The organism is Acinetobacter sp. COS3, assembly GCF_000475335.1.
In the GTDB taxonomy this organism is placed as follows: Bacteria; Pseudomonadota; Gammaproteobacteria; order Pseudomonadales; family Moraxellaceae; genus Acinetobacter; species Acinetobacter venetianus.
The window spans coordinates 33,474-57,006 of sequence record NZ_AXCD01000025.1; the positions used below are offsets into that span (position 1 = coordinate 33,474).

General features: G+C 38.5%; 21 protein-coding genes and 1 pseudogene. 11 read left to right on the top strand and 11 right to left on the bottom strand.

Annotation, left to right across the window (positions count from 1 at the left end):
• Positions 1 to 663 precede the first annotated feature (663 nt).
• From aroQ to accC, 3 genes are read left to right on the top strand one after another with little or no spacing between them, the layout of a single operon-like run.
• Positions 664 to 1,113 carry a type II 3-dehydroquinate dehydratase gene (aroQ, locus tag IO68_RS26995; RefSeq protein WP_004879281.1) on the top strand — a complete coding sequence of 150 codons (450 nt, stop codon included), beginning with the start codon at positions 664 to 666 and terminating at the stop codon, positions 1,111 to 1,113.
• Positions 1,114 to 1,140: 27 nt separating this feature from the next.
• Positions 1,141 to 1,560 (top strand): acetyl-CoA carboxylase biotin carboxyl carrier protein, encoded by a 420-nt coding sequence (gene accB / locus IO68_RS27000; protein WP_004879279.1) that lies wholly within the window; start codon positions 1,141 to 1,143, stop codon positions 1,558 to 1,560.
• Between the two features lie 17 nt (positions 1,561 to 1,577).
• Positions 1,578 to 2,942, top strand: coding sequence for an acetyl-CoA carboxylase biotin carboxylase subunit (gene accC / locus IO68_RS27005; RefSeq protein WP_004879277.1), 1,365 nt, complete (start codon positions 1,578 to 1,580; stop codon positions 2,940 to 2,942).
• Positions 2,943 to 2,990: 48 nt separating this feature from the next.
• On the opposite strand, the gene IO68_RS27010 is transcribed toward accC, so the two are convergent.
• A complete protein-coding gene (locus IO68_RS27010) occupies positions 2,991 to 3,461 on the bottom strand; it encodes a hypothetical protein (RefSeq protein ID WP_004879275.1) in 471 nt (156 codons plus the stop codon).
• Positions 3,462 to 3,664: 203 nt separating this feature from the next.
• Here IO68_RS27010 and IO68_RS27015 point away from each other — a divergent pair, with 203 nt between their 5' ends.
• Positions 3,665 to 5,155, top strand: coding sequence for an amidase (locus tag IO68_RS27015; RefSeq protein WP_023013590.1), 1,491 nt, complete (start codon positions 3,665 to 3,667; stop codon positions 5,153 to 5,155).
• Positions 5,156 to 5,162: 7 nt separating this feature from the next.
• Here IO68_RS27015 and IO68_RS27020 read toward each other — a convergent pair whose 3' ends face one another.
• From IO68_RS27020 to IO68_RS27030, 3 genes are all read right to left on the bottom strand, one after another.
• A complete protein-coding gene (locus IO68_RS27020; RefSeq protein ID WP_201768447.1) occupies positions 5,163 to 6,329 on the bottom strand; it encodes an MFS transporter in 1,167 nt (388 codons plus the stop codon).
• 169 nt (positions 6,330 to 6,498) lie between these two features.
• Entirely contained in the window at positions 6,499 to 7,704 is a 1,206-nt protein-coding gene (locus tag IO68_RS27025) for an aromatic amino acid transaminase (protein WP_023013592.1), read from the bottom strand.
• 121 nt (positions 7,705 to 7,825) lie between these two features.
• Positions 7,826 to 9,214 carry an amino acid permease gene (locus tag IO68_RS27030; RefSeq protein WP_007482305.1) on the bottom strand — a complete coding sequence of 463 codons (1,389 nt, stop codon included), beginning with the start codon at positions 9,212 to 9,214 and terminating at the stop codon, positions 7,826 to 7,828.
• Between the two features lie 355 nt (positions 9,215 to 9,569).
• On the opposite strand from IO68_RS27030, the gene fahA reads away from it, so the two are divergent.
• The 4 genes from fahA to IO68_RS27050 all read left to right on the top strand — a co-directional run bounded on the left by fahA (position 9,570) and on the right by IO68_RS27050 (position 13,229).
• Positions 9,570 to 10,877 carry a fumarylacetoacetase gene (fahA, locus tag IO68_RS27035; RefSeq protein WP_023013593.1) on the top strand — a complete coding sequence of 436 codons (1,308 nt, stop codon included), beginning with the start codon at positions 9,570 to 9,572 and terminating at the stop codon, positions 10,875 to 10,877.
• A complete protein-coding gene (maiA, locus tag IO68_RS27040; protein ID WP_023013594.1) occupies positions 10,864 to 11,496 on the top strand; it encodes a maleylacetoacetate isomerase in 633 nt (210 codons plus the stop codon). The genes fahA and maiA overlap by 14 nt, the downstream gene beginning before the upstream one ends.
• A gap of 18 nt (positions 11,497 to 11,514) precedes the next feature.
• On the top strand, positions 11,515 to 12,063 hold the full coding sequence (locus IO68_RS27045) for a VOC family protein (RefSeq protein ID WP_007482310.1): 549 nt from the start codon (positions 11,515 to 11,517) through the stop codon (positions 12,061 to 12,063).
• A gap of 386 nt (positions 12,064 to 12,449) precedes the next feature.
• Positions 12,450 to 13,229: an IclR family transcriptional regulator gene (locus IO68_RS27050; RefSeq protein ID WP_023013595.1), complete on the top strand. Its 780-nt coding sequence runs from the start codon at positions 12,450 to 12,452 to the stop codon at positions 13,227 to 13,229.
• Positions 13,230 to 13,293: 64 nt separating this feature from the next.
• Here the strand turns inward: IO68_RS27050 and hppD are convergent, their stop codons facing one another.
• Complete coding sequence (hppD, locus tag IO68_RS27055) at positions 13,294 to 14,349, bottom strand: 4-hydroxyphenylpyruvate dioxygenase (RefSeq protein WP_004879259.1); 1,056 nt, start codon at positions 14,347 to 14,349, stop codon at positions 13,294 to 13,296.
• Positions 14,350 to 14,867: 518 nt separating this feature from the next.
• Between hppD and IO68_RS27060 the strand changes: the two genes are divergently transcribed.
• Complete coding sequence (locus IO68_RS27060; RefSeq protein ID WP_023013596.1) at positions 14,868 to 16,538, top strand: FMN-binding glutamate synthase family protein; 1,671 nt, start codon at positions 14,868 to 14,870, stop codon at positions 16,536 to 16,538.
• 99 nt (positions 16,539 to 16,637) lie between these two features.
• On the opposite strand, the gene IO68_RS27065 is transcribed toward IO68_RS27060, so the two are convergent.
• The 5 genes from IO68_RS27065 to IO68_RS27085 form a co-directional block, all read right to left on the bottom strand.
• The gene (locus IO68_RS27065) at positions 16,638 to 17,162 is read right to left on the bottom strand and encodes a DUF4124 domain-containing protein (protein WP_004879256.1); all 525 of its coding nucleotides are present in this window, start codon (positions 17,160 to 17,162) and stop codon (positions 16,638 to 16,640) included.
• 80 nt (positions 17,163 to 17,242) lie between these two features.
• On the bottom strand, positions 17,243 to 18,271 hold the full coding sequence (locus IO68_RS27070; RefSeq protein WP_023013597.1) for an alpha/beta hydrolase: 1,029 nt from the start codon (positions 18,269 to 18,271) through the stop codon (positions 17,243 to 17,245).
• Positions 18,271 to 19,401, bottom strand: a complete 1,131-nt coding sequence (locus IO68_RS27075; RefSeq protein ID WP_023013598.1) for a YdcF family protein — start codon at positions 19,399 to 19,401, stop codon at positions 18,271 to 18,273. The genes IO68_RS27070 and IO68_RS27075 overlap by 1 nt, the downstream gene beginning before the upstream one ends.
• Positions 19,402 to 19,409: 8 nt before the next feature.
• Complete coding sequence (gene murB, locus IO68_RS27080) at positions 19,410 to 20,444, bottom strand: UDP-N-acetylmuramate dehydrogenase (protein ID WP_023013599.1); 1,035 nt, start codon at positions 20,442 to 20,444, stop codon at positions 19,410 to 19,412.
• 12 nt (positions 20,445 to 20,456) lie between these two features.
• Positions 20,457 to 20,972: a low molecular weight protein-tyrosine-phosphatase gene (locus tag IO68_RS27085; RefSeq protein ID WP_023013600.1), complete on the bottom strand. Its 516-nt coding sequence runs from the start codon at positions 20,970 to 20,972 to the stop codon at positions 20,457 to 20,459.
• Between the two features lie 176 nt (positions 20,973 to 21,148).
• On the opposite strand from IO68_RS27085, the gene IO68_RS27090 reads away from it, so the two are divergent.
• Entirely contained in the window at positions 21,149 to 22,309 is a 1,161-nt protein-coding gene (locus IO68_RS27090) for an iron-containing alcohol dehydrogenase (RefSeq protein ID WP_023013601.1), read from the top strand.
• The gene (locus IO68_RS27095; protein ID WP_023013602.1) at positions 22,306 to 22,746 is read left to right on the top strand and encodes an acyl-CoA thioesterase; all 441 of its coding nucleotides are present in this window, start codon (positions 22,306 to 22,308) and stop codon (positions 22,744 to 22,746) included. The genes IO68_RS27090 and IO68_RS27095 overlap by 4 nt, the downstream gene beginning before the upstream one ends.
• A gap of 47 nt (positions 22,747 to 22,793) precedes the next feature.
• Here the strand turns inward: IO68_RS27095 and IO68_RS27100 are convergent.
• A pseudogene (locus IO68_RS27100) lies at positions 22,794 to 23,533 on the bottom strand (DNA polymerase III subunit gamma/tau); the annotation flags it as partial.

Consider the following 23,533-nt stretch of genomic DNA (forward strand, 5'->3'; position numbering starts at 1 on the left):
AATGATTTTAAATGATTAAACTTAACTTTTTCAGACAATTTTATGTCATTAATCGCCACCCGAAATGACACAATTCATGCTTTTTTGCCAATCGCTAAGCACAGCAAATTGAATAAAGAGCAAACAACGACCTTAATCGATAATGATTAGTGACAAAGCCTTGTATAAACCATAAAGACTATAAGGATATTTCATGTATTCGAACGCAAATAACAGAATGACTCGTGCAAAACTAATGTTCACTCGCAAACAAGAACCATCAACTAAAAACATAAAAAACAGTTATTTATGCTTAAATTATTCGACTAATTACCTATTCCATTGTTTTTACAAAATGAATAATTTGGTCCACCAGTGAGTAGGCCTAATCATCACTAAAAATAGCGATTCATTTTTTTTGACTTCCGAGTTACACAAATCACCTCTACGAAATAAGGGATTTCAGTTTAAAATATTCAAAAAGCAAAATATCTAAAAATTTGTCATTTTTTAACATTGCCAATTCCTTGCAAAGTTTTCATTATATGCACCATGCTTGGTATGCAAATTTCTTCACTGATTAAAACAAATTATAAAAAAAATGCAGAATTTTGTGCCATAATAAGCAAACTTTGCAGACATCTTGCAAAAAACCTTTGCAGATTTAGAATTGGAGCAGGCTGAATGAGCTCAACCATTTTGGTGATTCACGGACCGAATTTGAACTTGCTAGGAAAGCGCGAACCAGAGGTATATGGTTATCTCACTTTAGATGATATTAACCAACAACTCACTGCTCAAGCTCAAAATGCATCTTTAACCCTAGATACTTTTCAAAGCAATTGGGAAGGTGCGATTGTAGATCGCATTCATCAAGCGCAAAACGATGGGGTAAAATTTATTATTATCAACCCTGCTGCGCTAACACATACCTCAGTTGCTGTACGTGATGCCCTTCTCGGCGTTGCGATTCCATTTATTGAAGTTCATTTGTCAAATGTTCACGCACGTGAGGCATTTCGTCATCACTCGTATTTATCAGATAAAGCCATCGGCGTGATTTGTGGCTTAGGTGCTAAGGGTTACTCCTTTGCACTCGATTACGCTATCGAAAAAATTCAATCTTCTAACTAATTTATACATTTGCAGGAATGCTCACTCATGGATATCCGTAAAATCAAGAAACTCATCGACTTGATGATTGAATCTGACTTACAGGCGATTGAAGTTAAGGAAGGTGATCAATCCATCTCATTAACTCGTCCAACACCAGTTTATGCTGCTCCAGTTGCTGCTGCTCCTACAGCTACAGCGCCTGCTGCACCTGCTGCAAAAACACCACGTGGCGCAGTAGAAACCTCACCAATGGTTGGTGTGTTCTACGCAGCTCCAAGCCCTGGTGAAGCACCGTTTGTAAATGTAGGTCAAACTGTTTCAGCGGGTGAAACGCTTGGTATCATCGAAGCAATGAAGATCATGAACCCAATTGAAGCAACTCAAAGTGGCGTAATTGAAGAAATTCTAGTGAAAAATGGCGAAGTCATTCAATTTGGTCAGCCACTTTTCCGCTACCGTGCTTAATCAGTTTGGGGATTTCTATGTTGCAAAAAGTATTAATTGCAAACCGTGGTGAAATCGCTTTACGCATTACGCGGGCTTGCAAAACTCTTGGCATTAAAACTGTTGGTATTTATTCTGATGCCGATAAAGACTTGATGCATTTACGCTTTGTTGATGAAGCAGTATGTATCGGGCCGGGTGCAAGTAGCGAAAGCTATTTAAATATTCCTGCAATTATTACTGCTGCAGAAATTACAGGTGCTGATGCCATCCACCCGGGTTATGGTTTCTTATCTGAAAATGCTGAATTTGCTGAAATTGTAGAAAATTCAGGTTTTATTTTCATTGGTCCACGTCCTGAACATATTCGCCTTATGGGCAATAAAGTATCAGCGATTATTGCGATGAAAAAGGCAGGCGTACCGACAGTACCTGGATGTGACCATGCCGTAACGATCAATAATGCGCTTGCTGAAGCTAAAGAAATTGGCTTCCCATTAATCGTTAAAGCTGCCGCTGGTGGTGGCGGTCGTGGTATGCGTATTGTTGAACGTGTCGACACACTTCTCGAGTCAGTTCAAGCTGCTCAACGCGATGCTGAAATGTGGTTCGGTGATGATACCGTGTATATGGAACGCTTCTTACAGAAGCCTCGCCATGTCGAAGTACAGGTATTAGGTGATGGTAATGGTCACGCGATTCATTTATATGATCGAGACTGTTCTTTACAACGTCGTCATCAAAAAGTGTTAGAAGAAGCGCCTGCACCAAACCTACCAGAACAAGCACGTGCAGATATTTTAGAAGCATGTGTAAATGCTTGTAAATTGATGCAATATCGTGGTGCTGGTACGTTTGAATTTTTATTTGAAGAAGGTGAATTCTTCTTCATTGAAATGAACACGCGTGTTCAGGTTGAGCATCCAGTTACTGAAATGGTGACAGGTGTTGATATTATTGAACAGCAACTTCGTATTGCTGCTGGTTTAGGTTTAGAACTTGAACAAGATCAAATCGAAGTTAAAGGTCATGCGATTGAATGCCGTATTAATGCAGAAGACCCAACGACGTTCTTACCTTCACCCGGTAAAATCGAGAGCTTCTATGCTCCGGGCGGTGCTGGCATACGTTTAGACTCTCATATTTATCAGGGTTATAGCATTCCACCATACTACGATTCGATGATTGCTAAATTGATTTCATATGGTAAAGATCGTGAAACATCTTTATCTCGTATGCGTCAAGCTTTAGATGAAATGATTTTGACAGGTATTAAAACCAATATTCCATTACACAAAGACTTAATCTTAAAAGATAAAAACTTTTGTGAACAAGCAATGGATATTCACTATCTAGAAAAACATTTGCTCAAACAGCTCGAACCACAAGCTGAGAAAGCATAAATAAAAAAGCCTCTTAATTTTAAGAGGCTTTTTTATATCTAGAAAATCTTATGGTAAAACTCGGCGTAGCGTTGCAAAGCACTTGTCGCCTTTTTCATTAGCGCAGAAATCAATCGTATGCTCATTTTCCCATTTCACGAAATATTGTGAAACTTCACCAGTCTGATCTTGCTGTTGACCTGAACAATCAACTTCATTGTTGTCATATTTGATCTGTAAAATCAGAGCTGGTAATCGCTCTTTATGATCGTCAGAAGGTTGATAATCATAAAGACCATAAGTCCATTCTTTACCACTCTTGATAACGACATCGCTCATACCACGAAAGTTATAGTACTCTACACATTTTTTATTATTTGCGATTTCCATTCCCCACAGCCCCATAATTTCAGGTCGAGTAATGACGCGAATTGCATTTGCCTTAGCTGCTTGTTGCGCTGTTGCTGTATTTGTCACTGTCTCTGCCATCGTCCATGTCGAGCAAGCACATAATAATCCAATAATATAAATATTTTTCATAGATTTAATTAAGTCGTCTTCTAAAACGTTCCATGGCCTTAACTTAGCATATTTTTTAAGAAAAACACTTAATCATAACCATATAAACACAATATTTTTGTCGGACGATTTATTTGATTGTGATCTAATTTTTTTAAGGTATTCTTGATGATTAAAATTATTTCTTTGTACTTTATAAAAATTTAGCTGAAGGGATAAAGGCTATGAAATTTTCTGAATACATCCAATACGACGGTTTAGGTTTAGCTCAGTTGATCAAACAAAAACAAGTTCATCCTTCTGAGTTATTGGAAATCGCATTAGAACGTACAGCTCTGGTTAACCCAAAGCTTAATGCAGTCATTATTCCAATGTACGAGCAAGCAAAACATCGTGCTCATCAACCTAAATCAGGTATGTTTGCTGGTGTTCCCTTTCTGGTCAAAGACTTATTTCAAGAATATCAAGGTATTCCAACCTCGTACGGAAGCCAAGCACTCAAAAATATAAACTATACGCCTGATTTTAATGCTGAAATTGTCAATCGTTGGGAAGAAACAGGTATTATTACATTCGGCCGTACCAATACGCCTGAGTTTGGGATCAAAGGCATTACTGAACCTGATGCTTGGGGTACTTGTCATAACCCTTGGAATTTAAAACATAATAGTGGTGGCTCTTCTGGCGGTTCAGCATCGGCTGTTGCTGGCGGTTTAGTTCCAATTGCAGGCGCTGGTGATGGTGGCGGTTCAATTCGTATTCCAGCATCTTATTGTGGTTTATTCGGTTTGAAACCGAGCCGAGGACGTACGCCTTGGGGGCCACAATATAGTGAAGCGATGCATGGTGCTGCAATGCAGCACGTCTTGAGTAAAACGGTTCGAGACAGTGCGGCTATGTTAGATGCAGTACAAGGTCCAGAACAAACTTCGCTATTTAAAATTGAAGCACCAACCCAGAAATATTTAGATGTCATTCAACAAACACCTAAAAAATTAAGAATTGCATTTAATACTGCATCACCGATTGGTACTAAAGTATCTAAGGATGCGATTCAAGCCGTTCATCAAACAGCAAAGCTTTTGGAATCATTGGAACATATTGTGGTTGAGGATCGCCCACAAATTGATGGAATGGCATTAGCAAAAGATTTCGTCACAACTTGGTTTAGTCAATTCTCTTATATGCAAGCGCAAATTAAGCAAATGTCAGGCGCAACGGATCATGATTTTGAACTTGACTCTGTGGCTTTGGCTGCTTTTGGGGCTAAAACCACTGCCACTGAATATATTCATACTTTGAATAATTGGGGACACTACAGTACTCAAATGAATCTTTTCTTTGAACAATATGATTTATATTTAACACCAACCACCGCTTCGGTTGCCCCGAAAAATGGAGAGGTCGCAACCCCTGCTTGGCAAAAGCCAATTTTAAAAGGTCTTTTAAAAGTTGGAAAAGCACATTATTTAGCTCAAGGAAAGCTAGTTGAGCAAATGGTGAGAGATAATTTAAGTTGGGTTCCATTTACGCAACTTGCCAATGTAACTGGTTTACCTGCTATGTCTGTCCCACTCTATTGGAATAAAAATGGCTTACCTTTAGGAAGTCAATTCATTGCACCTTTTGGTCGCGAAGATCGTTTACTGCAACTTGCTGCTCAGCTTGAACAGGCACAACCTTGGATGCCAGAATATCAAAAGATAAAAATCTAAATGATCATTAGGCTGTTGTTTCAACTTGATTCGGCAGCCAAATTACCAACATCAAGCCCAATAGCACGACGATACTCGCACAGAGAAATATCGTCGAGCCTGAAAAAATCTGCCAATAATGTCCCGCTAACAAACTACCTGATGCGACGCCTAATCCCCACATCGTGCTATAGAGTGCTTGACCACGTCCCTGCTGTTCTGCTGAAAAGTTTTGGAAAATAACTTTCATTGCAATCAAATGGAATAAGCCAAAACTAAATGCATGTAAACATTGTGCAAGAAGTTGTCCTATAAAATTAGCTCCAAGCATTCCCACTAAAAACCAACGCAAGCTCGTAAATAGCAAACAAATGATGACCAGTGATCGCCATGAGAATCTCGTAAAAAAGACTTTTTGAGCGATCGCAAACATGACAATTTCAGCAATAACGCCTGTCGCCCATAATGAGCCGATCTGTGTAGTACTAAACCCAATTTCTTTCAGAAAATTACTATAAAAACTGTAAAATGGTGCTTGTGAAAAAAGCAAAATAAATTCAATTGTGAAAAATGCCGCAATCATCGGCTTTTTTAAAATCGGCAATAACGGTTCTAATTTTCTTTGTGAGCTTGGTGCATGTTCTGGCTCTTTAATGCTAAAAGACCATAAAAAGGCTAAAAATGAAACGGATAACAGTAAAATCGGTAACATAGAAATCGGAATAACTTCTAACAATGCTCCTATCGCAAACACACCTACGATAAAACCCACAGATCCCCATTTACGTATCTTTCCATACAGCTCAGCTCTCTTTTCGCCTAACCAAAATAAAGTGACCCCTTCAAATTGTGCCAAAATTGCATTTTGAAAAAAGCTAAAAATCAGCATCAGCAAAGCCACGGATTGAAAACTATTTGGAATAATAAAAATCGCAAACCAAATGCAAGCTTCCATCCAAGTTGCAACTCGAACCAAAAGCATCCTTTTACCTGATTTATCTGCAACCCACCCCCAAATAAATGGCGCAAAAAAACGAGTAATGATTGCAATCGAAGATAAAATACCGATTTCCTGATAATTAAAACCTTGATCTTGTAGATAAAGATTCCAATAAGGCATGAACGTGCCAACAATTGAATAGTAGAAGAAGTAAAAACCACCGAGTCGGGTTTTAATATTCAATGATTGCAACAATTTAAGAAACCCTTTGGTGGCTTAATGCCAAGCTGAAAAGAGATGAAATATTTTTATAATTCTATCTTATTTAAACATTGAGTTCTTAACTCTAGATAGAGAATGATCAATACTTTTTCTGTATTTTTATAAAAAAATAGAGCCTCTCGGCTCTATTTTCTTGATGGTATCAAGCTGACTTCGCCAATACTTCAGCCATTGCTTTGGCAACTTTATAAACATTGTTCATGTTTAAACCAGCCACACAAATACGGCCACTGCGAACTAAGTAGATCGCATATTCTTCACGAAGCGTGTCCACTTGTTCAGCCGTTAAACCTGTATAGCTAAACATCCCTTTTTGATTCACAAGATAGCTAAAGTCACGATCAGGTAAGGCTTTAGTCAACTCATCTTTGAGGATGCTACGCATTTTAATAATACGCTCACGCATCTCTTTGACCTCACCTTGCCATTGTTGGTTGAGATCAGCGTCATTTAACACTTGATCTACCAACCAAGCACCTGTTGTTGGTGGGCTAGAGTAGATACGACGCACCGTTGCTTTCAACTGACCAAATGTGCATTGTGCGGCTTCAGCATCATCACAAACGAAAGTTAAACCACCAACACGCTCACCATACACTGAGAAGATTTTAGAGAAAGAGTTGCTGACAATAAAGTTCAAGCCCGCTTGGTCTAAAGCACGAATCGCATAAGCATCTTGTTCCATACCATCGCCAAATCCTTGATAAGCAATGTCGAGGAATGGAATCAGATTACGCTCTTTTAATACTGCAATCACTTGATCCCACTGTGCTGGACTTAGATCCGCACCTGTTGGGTTGTGGCAGCAAGGATGTAACAACACGATGCTTTGCTCTGGCAAAGTTTTTAATGTCGACAACATACCGTCAAAATCAACACCACGTGTTTTAGCATCAAAATATGGATAGAAGTTGCTCTTGATGCCAGCGCCGTTGAAGATCGCAACATGGTTATCCCAAGTTGGCTGACTCACCCAAACTTCTGAATTTGGGAAATAAGTTTTTAAGAAATCTGCACCGACTTTTAATGCACCTGAACCACCAAGCGTTTGAATGGTAGCAACACGACCTTGTTGAATTGCTGGGCTGTTTGTACCAAACAATAATGCTTGAATCGCATCACGGTAAGGTTTAAAGCCTTCCATTGGGAGATAATGTTTGGTTTTATCATTTTTAGGTGCAATACGTTTTTGCGCTTCGATAATGGTATTAAGCTGAGGAACGATACTGTCTTCGTTGTAGTACAAACCAATACTCAAGTTAACCTTTTCAGCGCGAGAATCAGCATTAAACTGTTCCATTAAAGAGAGGATTGGATCGCCTGCATAAGGTGGGATATGTTGAAACATTAACAATGTCCTTTTTTGAACGGTCATCACTTCCACCGTTCTTTTATAACAAAAGATAAAAAGAAAATAGGACTGAGGATAAACTCAGTCCTATCCAAAATTTAGAGTGAAAATCTAAAGCTTATACATCAGCATTATATGCAACGCTTGGTTGTGCATTTTTCAACTTACGTTGCTTCATGTAATAAGCAAACATTAAGCACAGAATCCAAGCTGGAATCATCATCACCGCAATACGCATATCCGCAGTCAATGACATCACTACAAGAATACACAACATGAATACGATGCAAAGGTAGTTACTAAATGGATAAGCAATACTCGGAAACTTAGTCGTTTGCCCTTCTGCTAACATCGCCTTACGGAACTTCAAGTGTGTCCACGAAATAACAATCCAGTTAATTACAATCGCTGCAACCACCAACATCATTAGCAAGCCAAAGGCTTTATCAGGGAACGCATAATTCAACAGTACACAAAGCACCGTCACAAAAGCAGATACATATACGGCGTTGGTTGGAATACCGCGCTTATTAATTTTCTTTAGAAACTTAGGTGCATTACCTTGCTCAGCCAAACCTAATAACATACGACTGCTGCAATAACTTGTGCCGTTATAAACCGATACAGCAGCAGTTAATATTACAAAGTTCAAAAGCGTCGCAACACCTTGGCTGTCTAATGAAGCAAAGACCATCACGAATGGACTACCGCCCTCTGCCATTTGATTCCATGGGAAAAGTGCAAATAAAACAAACAATGTCGCAATATAGAAAATCAAAATACGATAAATAATTTGATTTACAGCTTTAGGTAAGGTTTTGTCAGGATCACGTGCTTCGGCAGCCGTAATACCAAATAGTTCGATACCACCAAAAGCAAAAATGATCACAGCCATTGCCATGACTAAACCTTCTACACCAAATGGAAAGAATCCACCGAGTGCCCAAAGATTGCTGATGCCTGCTTGAGGTCCTGCTGTTCCTGTCGCAAGTAAATATGAACCGAAGGCAATCATCGCCAAAATTGCAAGAATTTTAACAATAGAGAACCAAAATTCCATTTCGCCAAAGAATTTGACGTGTAATAAATTGATACCGTTAATCAAAATAAAGAAGGCTAAAGCTGAAGCCCATGTCGGGATTTCTGGCCACCAATATTGTATATAAAGCCCAATTGCACTTAATTCGGCCATACACACTAAAACATTGAGTACCCAGTAGTTCCAGCCTGACATAAAGCCTGCAAATGACCCCCAGTATTTGTATGCGAAATGACTAAAAGAACCACTTACTGGTTCTTGTACAACCATTTCTCCTAACTGACGCATCATTAGAAATGCAATAAAGCCTGCGATTGCATAACCTAAAATAACTGAAGGTCCTGCAAGCTTGATTGATTGTGAAATACCAAGAAACAGTCCTGTACCAATTGCACCACCTAGCGCGATAAGCTGGATGTGTCGATTGCTCAAACCGTGTTTCAGATTTCCTTGCTCTGGTTTTGACATATGATTATTCTCATCCTTGTCACGTAATTTTTTTGTATTAAATTACGTATATCATAAATTAATCAAAAATGCCTATAGTTGATCGAAAAATAATTAATTTACTTTTCTCATAACCGCGCATATAAGCAGAAAATTCAACAAATAACAATAATTATGAAATATGTAATTAAATTATGTATTGCGTAATTAATAAATTTAAGTATGATAGAACTCATAACGGTTAATCCTTCTTCTTAATCACAGGAAAATATTGTTACTCAACTGAGAGTATCTACATATTTTTCAATAAGATGATGAGGGAAAAGTAAAATTTATGGCTTCGTCCAGATAGAATTAAAGACAAGGAAAGTAAATCATGTCACAGAATTTAAGCTCTTTTGTTGAGATTCAAGCTCTATCAGATTTCACAATGCATAATTTGCCATATGGTATTTTTAGTGAAACACCTGACGGTAACAAACGTGTTGGTGTTGCAATTGGTGATTTAGTCCTTGACCTTGCTGCTTTAGAAACGCATGGTTTACTACAACTCGATGAAACTATTCGCTATTTCGATCAGCCAACACTCAATAAATTTATCGATTCAGGTAAAGCAAACTGGCAAAAAGTACGTCAAACATTACAAAGTCTACTTTCAGCGGACAATCCAACGCTTCGTGATAATACGGAATTACGCCAACAAGCTTTTTTTAAGCAAAATACGGTAACTTTACACTTACCTCTACAAGTGCCTGGCTATACCGATTTCTATTCGTCTAAAGAACATGCGACGAATGTAGGTACGATGTTTAGAGATCCAAAGAATGCGCTTTTACCAAACTGGAGCGAACTTCCTGTCGGATATAATGGTCGTGCAAGCTCAGTGATCGTCAGCGGTAAAGATATTATCCGCCCATCTGGACAAATCAAACTACCAAATGAAGATCGTCCAATTTTCTCTGCAACACGCAAGCTGGATTTTGAATTAGAAACAGCTTTTGTGGTCGGTAAAGCAACTGAACTGGGTCAGCCAATTGCCATTGAAGATGCATGGGATCATATCTTCGGTATGGTTTTACTCAATGACTGGTCAGCTCGTGATATTCAACAATGGGAATATGTGCCTCTTGGCCCTTTCAATGCAAAAACTTTTGCGAGCGCTATTTCGCCTTGGGTTGTTACGATGGAAGCTCTTGAACCATTTAAAGTAAAAGGCCCAACTCAAGAACCAAAACCACTGTGCTACTTAGAAGAAAACGTTGCGAATAGCTATGACATTCATCTCAGCGTAGAAGTACAAAGCCCTAAATCGCAACAAACTGATGTGATCTGCGAAACCAACTTCAAATATATGTATTGGTCGATGGCTCAACAACTTACTCACCACACCATTGCAGGTTGTAATGTTCAAGTTGGTGATCTTATGGGATCGGGTACGATTTCAGGTCCAACTGAAAACTCATACGGCAGCTTACTTGAGCTTACGTGGAATACGACCAAACCATTAACCCTTTCAAATGGTGAAAAGCGTGGCTTTTTGGAAGACGGCGACCGCGTCATCATGAAAGGTTATTGTGAAAAAAATGGTATTCGTGTTGGCTTCGGCGAAGTTTCAAATAAGGTCTTAGCTGCAAAAAGCTTTCGCTTTACTGAAAAAGAGGAAGCAAGCTATGAAACTGTATAGTTACTTTCGTAGCTCCGCAGCTTATCGAGTACGGATCGCTTTGAATCTCAAAGGTCTCGATTATGCGACTCAAGCAGTTCATTTGGTTAAAAATGAACAGCAGCAAGCTGAATATAGCGTATTGAATCCAAGCCAGCTGGTTCCAACCCTGATTGATGAAGAGCAAAGTTTGCTGCAATCTCTAAGCATTTTGGAATATTTGGAAGAACGCTATCCAGCAACAGCCTTATTGCCTAAAAATTTGATTGAGCGTGCCAAAATTCGTGCCTTTGCTCAAGCAATCGCTTGCGATATTCATCCACTCAACAATTTAAGAGTGCTGAAATACTTACAAGATGAACTGAGCTTAACCAACGAACAAAAAAGCGAATGGTATCAACATTGGATTTTAGAAGGCTTTAAAAGTCTTGAAGTGCAATTGCAGCGTTCAAATGGTCAATTCTGTTTCGGAAATTCAGCCACAATTGCTGACTGTTGCTTGATTCCCCAAGTCTACAACGCAAAACGCTTCAAAGTAGATTTGAGCCCATTTCCCAAGATTGAATCAATTTATCAACACTGTCTTACCATCCCAGCATTTTTACATGCCGCACCAGAACAACAACCAGATTGGGAATAAAGAAAAAGGAGTTTTATGATGAGCTTTGCAATTAAAAAAATTCACCACGTCGCGTACCGCTGTAAAGATGCCAAAGAAACGGTTGAGTGGTACAAAAAAATGCTCAATATGGATTTCATCTTGGCATTTGCAGAAGACCACGTTCCTTCAACCAAAGCCTTTGATCCTTATATGCATTTATTCTTAGATGCAGGACAAGGCAATGTACTGGCATTTTTTGAACTGCCAACGCAACCTGAAATGGGTCGTGATGAGAATACACCGCAATGGGTACAACATATTGCTTTTGAAGTTGAAGACCAAGACGCTTTGTTACGTGCAAAAAAACACTTAGAAGAAAATGGTGTGAAAGTATTAGGCGTAACCAATCACGGTATTTTCCACTCTATTTATTTCTTCGATCCAAACGGTCATCGTCTAGAACTCACTTATAATGATGTTCACGCAGATGCGAAAATTGCACGTATTACCGAAGAAATGAAACTCGAGATGTTAGATGAATGGAGCCGTACTAAACGTGCGCCTCACCATACTCATTTCCTTCATGAAGAAGAATTAGGAGTATAGTCAAAACATCGCAGCATCGTATTGGCAAAGATGAATACATCATTGCCGCTTGAGTTTTTATGACATTCCAGCAGCAACGGATATTCAGATTCGAAACCGAATTGCTGCTTAATCACTTTCAGCGCATCGGCATTGGAGCAGATTGTCTTCAATGCCGATTTTTTATCGCTCAAGAATGATCAATAAGCAAACTTTTGTTGTATTCTGCTGCTATATGAACAAAAGTAAAAACTCATTTTTGAGTCGTTATATACTTATAGAATTCGCCTATTTGCATCATTCAAAAAGATGATTTCTATTTTGAAACATGCTCAGGCATCATGTGTAACATTGAATATCTACTTGAAACAAATACAACTGGATAAATGCGGATTAAGGGTTAGTGAATGATTGAAGAAAAATTATCTGGTGGCGTTCAATCACTCGAGGTCGGTTTATCTGTACTTAATGCGCTTTTAGAGCATAATAAACCGATTATTTTAAAAGACTTATCTAGTAAATTAGATATGCATCCAGCCAAAGTGCATCGCTATTTAGTGAGTCTTATCCGCATGAATTACGCAAAGCAACTCGATGCAGGCCAGTATGCGCTTGGAGATCAAGCTTGGCGTTTAGGCTTAAATTGTATTCAACACACGGATGTTTTACAGCTTGTACAGCATCTGATTTATGATCTGCAAAGTAAGATTGGTTGTGGTATTCAAATTAGCAAGTGGTCTCCTAAGGGCCCTTTAGTCGTTCAATCTATTGAATCTAACCATCCTATTTCGATTGTAACCAAAGTCGGTTCAATCATGCCTTTGGTGAATTCTGCCGCTGGTCGTGTCTTTGCCTCTTATTTACCTGAAGCAGTCATTCAACCTTTAATGTTAGCGGAATGGGAAAAAGCAGCTCAAAATCATTATCAAATTAAGCCTTCGAGCTGGGGTGAGTTTTTACCTTTAAAAGAGAATATCCTGCAACAAGGCATGGCTGTTGCAAAAGGTGATTTATTGGTTGGGATCAATGCTGTTGGTCTACCGATCTTTAATGCACATCAAGCAATGGAATTTTGTATCGTTGCACTAGATAGTGAAATGTTCCTACCTGTTCATGATGGTAGTGAAAAGCTAGAACTATTTAAGCGCGAAGTAGCCGCAATTAATCAATATATCAAAACACGTTAATTATTTTTCTTATTCAATAAAAAAGCCAAGATATTGATCTTGGCTTTTTTGATTTGATATTTGCTTACTTAGCTTCTAGCACACCACGGCGGATTTGATCACGTTCAATTGATTCAAATAACGCTTTGAAGTTACCTTCACCAAAACCATCATCATCTTTACGTTGAATAAATTCAAAGAATACAGGCCCAAGCATATTTTCAGAGAATATCTGTAACAACAGCTTTTTCTCGCCCTCTTTGGTATTACCATCCAAGAGAATGCCGCGTTTCTTCAACTCATCCGTCGGCTCACCATGTTCAGGTAAACGCTCATTTAACATTTCATAATAGGTTTCTGGAGGTGGTGTCATAAATTTAAGACCTAAGCCTTTTAACTTATCCCACGTTGAAACTAAATCATCTGTAATGAATGCGATATGTTGGATGCCTTCACCATTAAAATCAGCAAGGAATTCAGCAATCTGACCATTGCCCTTATCAGAGTCCTCATTGAGAGGAATACGAATCATACCGTCTGGTGCAGTCAATGCTTTTGACGTTAAACCTGTATATTCACCTTTGATGTCAAAGTAACGAATTTCTTGGAAATTAAAGATTTTCTCGTAGAAATTAGCCCAGTAATCCATACGACCTTTATAAACATTATGTGTTAAATGGTCGATTTCATTTAAACCCGCGCCACGCGGATTTTTTTCAACATCGTCAAAGAAAATAAAATCATTTTCATAAATATCACGATCTACAAGGAAAATTGGCATACCACCAATCCCTTTAATCGCAGGGATATTTAACTCCATCGGCCCTGCTTGTGAATACATAGGCTCTGCGCCCAATTCGATTGCATTTTTGAATGCTTTCGCAGCATCACGAGTTCTAAAACCCATTGCGCATGCCGAAGGACCATGTTCCTTGTAGAAGAATGAAGCATAAGATTCTGGCTGATAGTTCAAGATAATATTGATATTACCTTGGCGCCATAAATAAACTTTTTTAGATTTATGCTTTGCAACTTTTGTAAAACCGATTGTTTCAAAGATCTGATCTAATCCATTTTCCGTCGAAACAAACTCAATAAAAGCAAAGCCACATAGTTCTAATGGGTTATCTAAAATGTCCATCTAGTTTCCCTTATCTTATATTAGATAAATTCATCCGTTTTAAGCTGAACACAATGTCAATCACTATAGTCATCATAAACCATCTAGCATGATTAACGCTTGTGCACGTTGTTAGGAAAGGTAACAGGTGTTTTTATAAATATGTAAAAGCATCCATGTACTGCCTTTTCCTTCCATGAGCTCACCAAAGCAAACGTGAAAAATACAGTTTTTTGCTTTGGCTCTCAACCATGACATTCATGCTACAAGAAAGATTTAATTTATGCAATACATAATTAAATTATGTTATATGTAATTTTATAATCTTTTAGAAGTCACTTACATATCTGCATATGCTTCAAGTAAAGCTGATATTAGAAGAGAAATAAGACTAAACCTAAACTCGACATTGGTCGGAATATAACAAATGATAAACTTTTAAATGGAGAATAATTCTCATATCTAACAATTCATTACTTGTAGTTATACATCGTTCTTGGCATCGTGAACCCATTACTTAATTTAGGAATCCCTTGCCAATGGCTAGTCCAGCACAAGCTATACGACATAAATTACTTAATACCTTTTTTTCAAGACATTCCGTTTGGTTCCTATGTATTTTTATTGCTTTAACAATTACTTGGTTTAAAACAATTTATACGCCACAGACCATTTATTATTTCATCTCAGACACGTTATTAAATGGGCTATGGTTAGTGACTAGCCTACTGAGTCTTGTTGGTCTTCATGATTTACTGCAAAAGAAACACTCCATCTTAAAAAACTATCCAATCTTGGGACATTTCCGTTTTTTCTTTGAAGATGTACGCCCTGAAATTCGCCAATATTTTATTGAGGCAGATCAAGATGCATTACCATTTTCACGTATGCAACGTAGTCTCGTTTATCAACGTGCAAAAAATGAAAATGCGGATAAACCTTTTGGATCAATCATAGATGTGTATGAGCCAAATTATCGGTTTATTGTTCACTCAATTGCCCCTTGCCCACCTGCTGATCCAACAAGCTTCCGAGTTCAAATTGGCAATTTGCAATGTAGCCAGCCTTATAGTGCTTCTATTCTGAATATTTCAGCGATGAGTTTTGGAAGTTTGAGCGCCAATGCAGTTCGCGCTTTGAACAAAGGTGCAAAACTGGGACATTTCTACCACGATACAGGTGAAGGAAGTCTGAGTCCCTATCATCTAGAAAACGGTGGCGATATCGTTTGGCAAATTGCGAGTGGATACTTTGGCTGCCGTACACCAGAAGGACTATTTGATCCTGAAAAATTTGCGGCACAGGCGAAACAACCTCAAATTAAAATGATTGAGCTTAAGCTTTCTCAAGGTGCTAAACCTGGTCATGGTGGCATTTTACCTAAACATAAAATTACCGAAGAAATTGCTCAAATTCGTGGTGTTTCTCGTGACCATGACTGTATTTCTCCATCTAAGCACCCAAGCTTTAATACCCCAATCGAAATGATGCATTTTATTCAAAAGCTAAGAGAGCTTTCTGGTGGTAAACCAGTTGGTTTCAAACTATGCATCGGTCAACCTTGGCAGTTCATGAGTATCGTAAAAGCGATGCTAGAAACAAAAATCATTCCTGACTTTATTGTTGTGGATGGGTCTGAAGGCGGTACGGGTGCAGCACCTATTGAATTTAGTGACTATATTGGTACTCCATTAAGAGAAGGGCTACGTTTTGTGCACAACACTTTAGTTGGAGCTGGTCTACGCAGTCAGGTCAAAATCGGTGCAAGTGGTAAAATCATTAGCGCCTTCGATATTGCTAGCACCTTTGCACTCGGCGCTGATTGGGTGAACTCTGCGCGTGGATTTATGTTCGCTGTTGGATGTATTCAAGCTCAAAGTTGTCATACCAACCAATGCCCTGTTGGCGTTGCTACTCAAGATAAAGACCGACAAAAAGCGATTGATGTCCCGAGTAAAGCCGAACGTGTGTTTAGCTTTCACAAAAATACGTTACATGCTTTGTCTGAAATGATTGCAGCAGCAGGCTTAAATCACCCTTCTGATATTAAAGCCCACCATCTTGCTCAACGCATGAATGATCGTGAAATCAAAAATTATGCACAAATTCATTTCTTCCTTAAAGAAAATGAATTACTGCAAGGTAATTTAGATGATGATGAGAATTTTTATTATCGTATGTGGAAATTGGCTGACGCGAATCAATTTTAATTAAAGAAAAAAGCCGTTCATTTAGAATGGCTTTTTTCAGATTATTTGTTCAATTTCTAATGAGAATTGAGTTGATTAAAAAATAAATCCTATAGACATTTATCTCTTACGTTTCAAAGAACATGTCGGGTTAGTTTGAGTAAGCAATGTATTTGTTGCTGCATTACAGCTCAAATAAACACTCCCATCATCAGTGCAAATTCTTGCAGCATATAATCGACTATTATTTTCAAGGGTTTGCGTCGGATGACTCGAATAACGAGCCAGACGCTCCATATACATAATACGTTGTTTACACTCTGGGAACTGTACCATAGCTCTTTGAAATTCAGATCGTTTTGCTGAAACTTTAGTGTTGTTACTCGCTAAATCTTGCGTATATGCATTTTTTTCATTTGAAATTGCCTGCATACGTCGCTGTTCAAGCGATTCACACTCCCCATTGAATCCATCAGCAGCAGAACCAGTACATGCAATTTTTTGACTTGCTTTTGCTGAACAAGGGCTACTTTGATACGAAGTCCCTTGATTGGTAACGCACTTATATAATTCTTGCGCATGGGCAGAATAACAGAAACTCATAAAGCAAAAAGCATAAATGATCTGTGCTATCGATTTTGACATGACAACCCCAACATATAATTTATTGATAATTTTTATAATGTTAGGGATTCTATCATTTTGATATTCAGTTAAAAAGTAGTCTAATAATAATAGTTATTTGGTTTAGCATGTAAAAATGCAGGGATTAAACCAGTTAATGCTGCACGAATATCTGCACGCTCATTAATCAATTGATGCGAACCTTCTTCTAACATCAACAATGTTTGTAATCTAAATTTTCGGCGAATATATTCGATGTTATAACGCCAATCTACAGTTTGATCTAACGCTCCTTGCGCTAACCAGACAGGAATTCTACAAGCTGGCCGATGCTCCATTTCAAGCATCCATTTTGACATTGCTAGAATCCAATCCATCCCCATCATCCGTGGCTGTAATGGGTCTTTTAAGCGAACAAAACGTAGAAATTCAGGATTATGGTTATTACGACGGAAATGGCGCGGAACTTGGCTTTTTATTCGACGAATAATCCCCAAACCAACAGAATTATGCCACCATGCTGTTTTTGCAGGGCGTATCAAGGGAGAAAGTAACAAAACACGGTCAACTATCGGGTCTTCTCTGCGTTCAGCAAACTCTAACAAATGGTGCATCCAAATCGCACCACCTGTACTTTGCCCTATACCCAACCACGGCTTTGGTAACTGCTTTGCACCTCTAACTGCATCATAAACAGCATGTAAAACTTGTTGATAATGATCAAAATTCTGAATACTCGCAGGTGAACCATTACTTAAACCATGCCCAGGAAGGTCATAAGTAACAATACTAAAACCTTGATCTAATATTTCTTTGATAATCGGCTGATAAATTCCGCTATGCTCTAAATAACCATGTAATAAACAAACGGTACCTTGTATTTTTTGTTGCTTTGGCTGAAATACTTGCACATGGAGTCGAAACAAAGGCATTTCTACATAGCCTTGCCAATGTTCACAGTCCAATAAATGCAAACCATAAAGTTTGCGATAAGCTTGTAGCGCTAATGAAACCTCACTTTTTTTTGATAAATCTAAAGGTTCGAGCACTTGAGGTGTCGTTTCACGATTAGGAACAGGTAAATCAAGCTGTTTTAAAATTGTCGGATTTAAAAAAGGAATATTCGACATTATGGTACCTCCCGACAATCACTTGATCCAAACAACATATCACGAATCGTAGCAAGCATTTCATAGTTCGCACGGCGGCTATGATCATAATTTTGCTCGCTTGGACGCCATTGAGTTAAAGTCGTAGGCATTGGTGCGATCACAGGCACCGTTTCTATTCCATTCAATGCAAATAAACGACGGGTACGAGGCATGTGGTATTCATCAGTAATCAAGATCACGGTTGGCGCACCACCTTTTTTCTGAAGTAATAAAGAACTAAATCTTGAGTTTTCGCAGGTATTCATACTTCGATTTTCAAGTAATTTTGCCTCTATTCCACGCTCTTTTAACCACGCCTGCATATATGGTGCTTCGACACCACTCAGCACAATCGGTAAATCATATTTCTCTTCAACTTCAAGCGTTTTTTCTAAGCGTAACCGAGTGTAATTATTTACTACGATGTCTTTACCATTTGCACCGAGCGTTAAACCACCACCCAACACAACAATTGCATAAGGCTTAGATGAGCTATTGGTCTCGATTACACCATCTTTATTTTTTTTGATTTCGACTAAATCTTTATTAGTTTCATCTTTTTCAGCATCTTCAACAGGTAACTCGATTGGAAATGTTTCTAAAAAAGAAACATATTTTTCCATCAAAGCCTGATTATCTGGTGTATTCCACTTTAAAAAATCAAGTGGTGTACTTGCTGCTACCGCTGAGCTTTCTTGGTCTTGTTCAGCTGGTTGATTGATCATCGGAATGTTAAGTTTTTCAGCTTCTTCATTCTCTTTTTCTTGCTCTTCATTAATAAGCTGCTGTAGCAACTTATAACGAGCTTGTATCAATCTTAAATCTTCTGGTTTTTCTGACTGAAAAGTTTTTTCCATCAATTTGAGATAAGCCTGCCGCGCAATCCAAAGATCTGAACCAGGCTCTAAGGTCTCATGTTCACTCAATGCTGCTGATTTTTGGCTTTCAGCAGCAACTTCATTGACATCTACAGGAACAAAATAATTCAACCCTTTCACGACAAACTGTGAGTAAAATGGTGAATATAAAAAAAGCACAAAACAGCCTAAAAGTACGAATAAAATTGTAATTACTCGTACTAAACTGACCATCCAATGTACTTTAGCCATAAATCTCCTCATTCACCATGAGCTTGAATTAAACCCTGCTCATTATATAACACAGGTTCAGGCTCTAAACGAATACTAAACTTTTGTTTTACATCACTTTGTACAGCTTGATAGGTATTCCGAACATCATTCAGTGTAGCATCAGCATAATTGACCAAAACCAATGCTTGCTTATGAAACATACCTACTGAACCCAACTGTTTACCCTTCCATCCAGTTTGGTCAATCAGCCAACCCGCAGCCACTTTAACATTGCTATTTGGTTGTGGATAATGAGGAATGTTTGGAAATTGTTGTGCAATTTTGTCAAAGTCACTTTGCGTAACAATTGGATTTTTAAAGAAACTCCCGACATTTGGAAATTCTTTAGGATCTGGAAGTTTGCTCTGACGGATATGAATGACTTGATTCTGCAAATTTTCAGCAGTCAGGAGATCACCTACTGCTTGCTTTAAATCACCATAATTCAACTTCAAATCAGGATGCTTTAATAATTTAAAAGTCACAGCAACAATGATATAGCGATTCGGATGATCTTTGAAAATACTGTGCCGATAAGAGAAATGGCAATCTTGAGCAACGATCGAGCTAAATTGTTTTAGCTCACGATCATATACTTGTACTGAATCAATAAATTCTCCAGCTTCGACACCATAGGCACCAATATTTTGCACAGGCGATGCGCCAACTAAGCCAGGAATCAACGCAAGGTTTTGCAAACCAAACCAATTCTGCTGCGTACTATATAAGACAAAATCATGCCATACCTGACCTGCTCCAACTTGAACAGTTACTCTACGCTCATCTTCGGCAATAACATCAACACCCTGAATATTGAGATGCAGGACTAAAGCATCAATTTGTTGGGGCAATAACACATTGCTACCGCCAGACAACACTAAAACATTCAAAGATTGTTGTTCTGCGAAGGCTAAAGCATCAACAATATCATTTGGATGGTGAATCTCAATATAATGTGAAGCGATGGCATTAAGATTTAAAGTATTTAACGCTTTAAGCTGAACCTGCTGTTGTACATGCATGTAAATAGAATCCTATTGCCCTACATTCAAATGTTGTTTAAAAGCTTCAATCCATGCTTGGCTACTTGACTCGCACTGATCCAGTACCCGATCAAATCCATCAGCGCCACCATAATATGGATCTGGAATGGCTTGTTGCTTAAAGTTTGGATCATGTTCGCTCATCAAAGCGATTTTCGCCCGGATTTGATGTGTACCATACTGATGAATTGCTTTTCGTAATAAAGTCTGAATATCATCAAAGTTTTCATGATCCATCGCAAGGATCAGATCAAACTCAGTAAAATCTGTAGCTGTGATTTGTCTTGCACGTAGTGTCGAAAGATCATAACCACGTTGCGCAGCATGCTTTTGACTACGAATATCAGGTGCTTTGTTCGGGTGGTAATTACTTGTACCTGCCGAATCTACGATTACATCTAAACCATGCGCATCACAATAATGTTTAAGAATGGCCTCAGCCGTAGGAGAACGACAGATATTTCCCAAACAAACACACAACACCTTATATGGCGTTTTGGATGGCATATTCACCTCAAATCTACACTTTTTTACAGCGTCTTATGTTAAGTTATTTGCACAATGAAACCTATAGTCACTTCATATAAAAATGTTGTATTTATTAGGGTTTGTTAACATTTTATCTCATGATGTAATTGATCAATTATAAAGTGTGAACAAATTCAAAACATAAGGATGTATGTATGAACCCATTTCAATTTCAAACTGTTCCCAATATCATCTCGGGGCTTGGTTCCATACAAGAACTTAAAAATATTTTAACTCAACAAAACTATCATAAAGCCCTGATAGTGACTGATGCTGGCATGATTCAACATCAACTTCACTGGCCAATTGTTGATATTTTGAATCAAATTGGTGTTGAGCATATTATTTACTCAGATATTCAAGCCGATCCGCCAGAACATATTGTTTTAGAAGCAGTCGATTTTGCAAAACAAGAAAAAATTGATGTCATTATTGGTTTTGGTGGTGGCAGCTCTATGGACGTTGCGAAAATCATCGCCCTCCTCGCGCACCCGCAACAACAGCAAGCTTTAACTGATATTTACGGCGTAAACCAAGCTAAAGCACCACGTTTGCCTCTTGTGCTGGTTCCAACAACAGCAGGAACAGGTTCAGAAGTCACACCGATCTCAATTGTCACAACTGGCGCAACAACCAAAATGGGCGTTGTTTCACCTGTTTTATACGCGGATGTCGCTATTTTAGATGCAACTTTTACCCAAGGCTTACCGGCGCATATCACAGCAGCAACAGGAATTGATGCAATGGTACATGCAATTGAAGCTTATACCTCAAATATTAAAAAGAACTTTTATGCTGATATACTGGCGAAGAATGCTTTAAAACTGCTCAACAACAACTTAGCAAAAGTCTTAAAAGATGGAAGTGATCTTGAAGCTCGTCAAAATATGTTGATGGGATCAATGTTGGCAGGACAGGCTTTTGCAAATGCACCTGTTGGTGCGGTACATGCCCTTGCGTATCCATTAGGTGGGCATTTTCATCTTTCGCACGGTCATACCAATGCATTAGTACTGGTTGAAGTTTTAAAATTTAATGCACCAAAGGCAAAGCAATACTATGCTGAATTGATGCAACTCATGGATCCAAGGAGTAATGGGTGCACAGATGGCCTCTGCGATCTATTCATTGATCATATGCAAAACCATCTCGATCAAAGTGGTCTAACTTTGAAATTAAAAGCGCTCGATGTACCTGAAGCTAAGCTTCCACAACTCGCTAAAGATGCAATGTTACAGACTCGACTGCTCCAGAACAATCCAAGAGAAATGACAGAACAGGACGCTTTCAACATTTATCAGGCGATTTACGCATGAGTAAACCTATTTTAAAAACCCGCGAACAATTTAAGTTCTTTTTTCCAATTCAGACTCGCTGGGCTGACAATGATATTTATGGTCATGTCAATAATGTTACTTACTATAGTTATTTTGACACAGCAGCCAATTCTCTCTTAATTCAAAAAACAGGTTTCGATATTCATCACAGTGAAATTATTGGTTTAGTGGTTGATTCTGCATGTAGTTTTCTACAAGAGCTATCATTTCCAGAAATGATTGAAGTGGGTGTAGCGATTGGAAAAGTTGGCAATTCATCACTTCGTTATGAACTCGCTATTTTCAAGCAAGGACAAACCCAAGCTGCTGCGCAAGGTCATTTTGTGCATGTCTTTGTAGATCGTGAGAATCGAGAGAGCACCGCGATTCCTCAAGAAATGCGTGATGTCCTTACAAACTACTTATTAGTGCAATAAGCATATATGGAGCAAAGGGAAATTAAGATTTCACCTTTGCTTTTACCTTAGGGCTTTAACTGAATATTCTGTAATTCCGCATCAAAGGTTTCAATCAAACCTTTCAACGTTGGTTCTTGTTGTAACAAGTTCACTGCTCGATGAAATGCTTTTTCCTTACGTACAGCCTGCATCGCAAATGGTGTGGTGGAATCAACTTGCCCATACTTCACCGAAAATTGAGTATTGATCCAATTTTCTTTCAAAGCACTTTCTAAAGCATGTTGTAACTGAGTCAACATTCCCTCGTATTCTTGCGGAATATGAAATACAGATGCACCATCAATCTGTCCTGTCATCACACCATGTTGGGCTAACTCTTGAACAGCTGGCGAAAGTTCACTATTTCTAAACCAATATTCCCACTTTTCTAAATTCCATTCACCTTCGAGCACCTGCACTGGAAGCTTCAAAATATCTTGTGGCATTAAGTTATTTATCTCAACATCTTGCTGTTGAGACGATGCAACCTGTGCCACAGCCTTTTCTAAAAGAGGCTCAATGATTTCAGATTCAGAAACCATAGAAGCTTCTGACTGATCAACTAATTGATTGGTTGCATCGTCCCGCACAATTTGCTGAGAATTTTGCTCAATAGGAAAAACGAGTACATCATCTGACTGAGTAATATCAAAACTTACTGTTTGAGATTCAGCCTGCTCTAAACCAATCAGCTGACCACCTTCCGCATCAAAAACCATGAGATGGCTATCTTGATCTTGCATAGCAGGTTCAGGTTCAGGTTCAG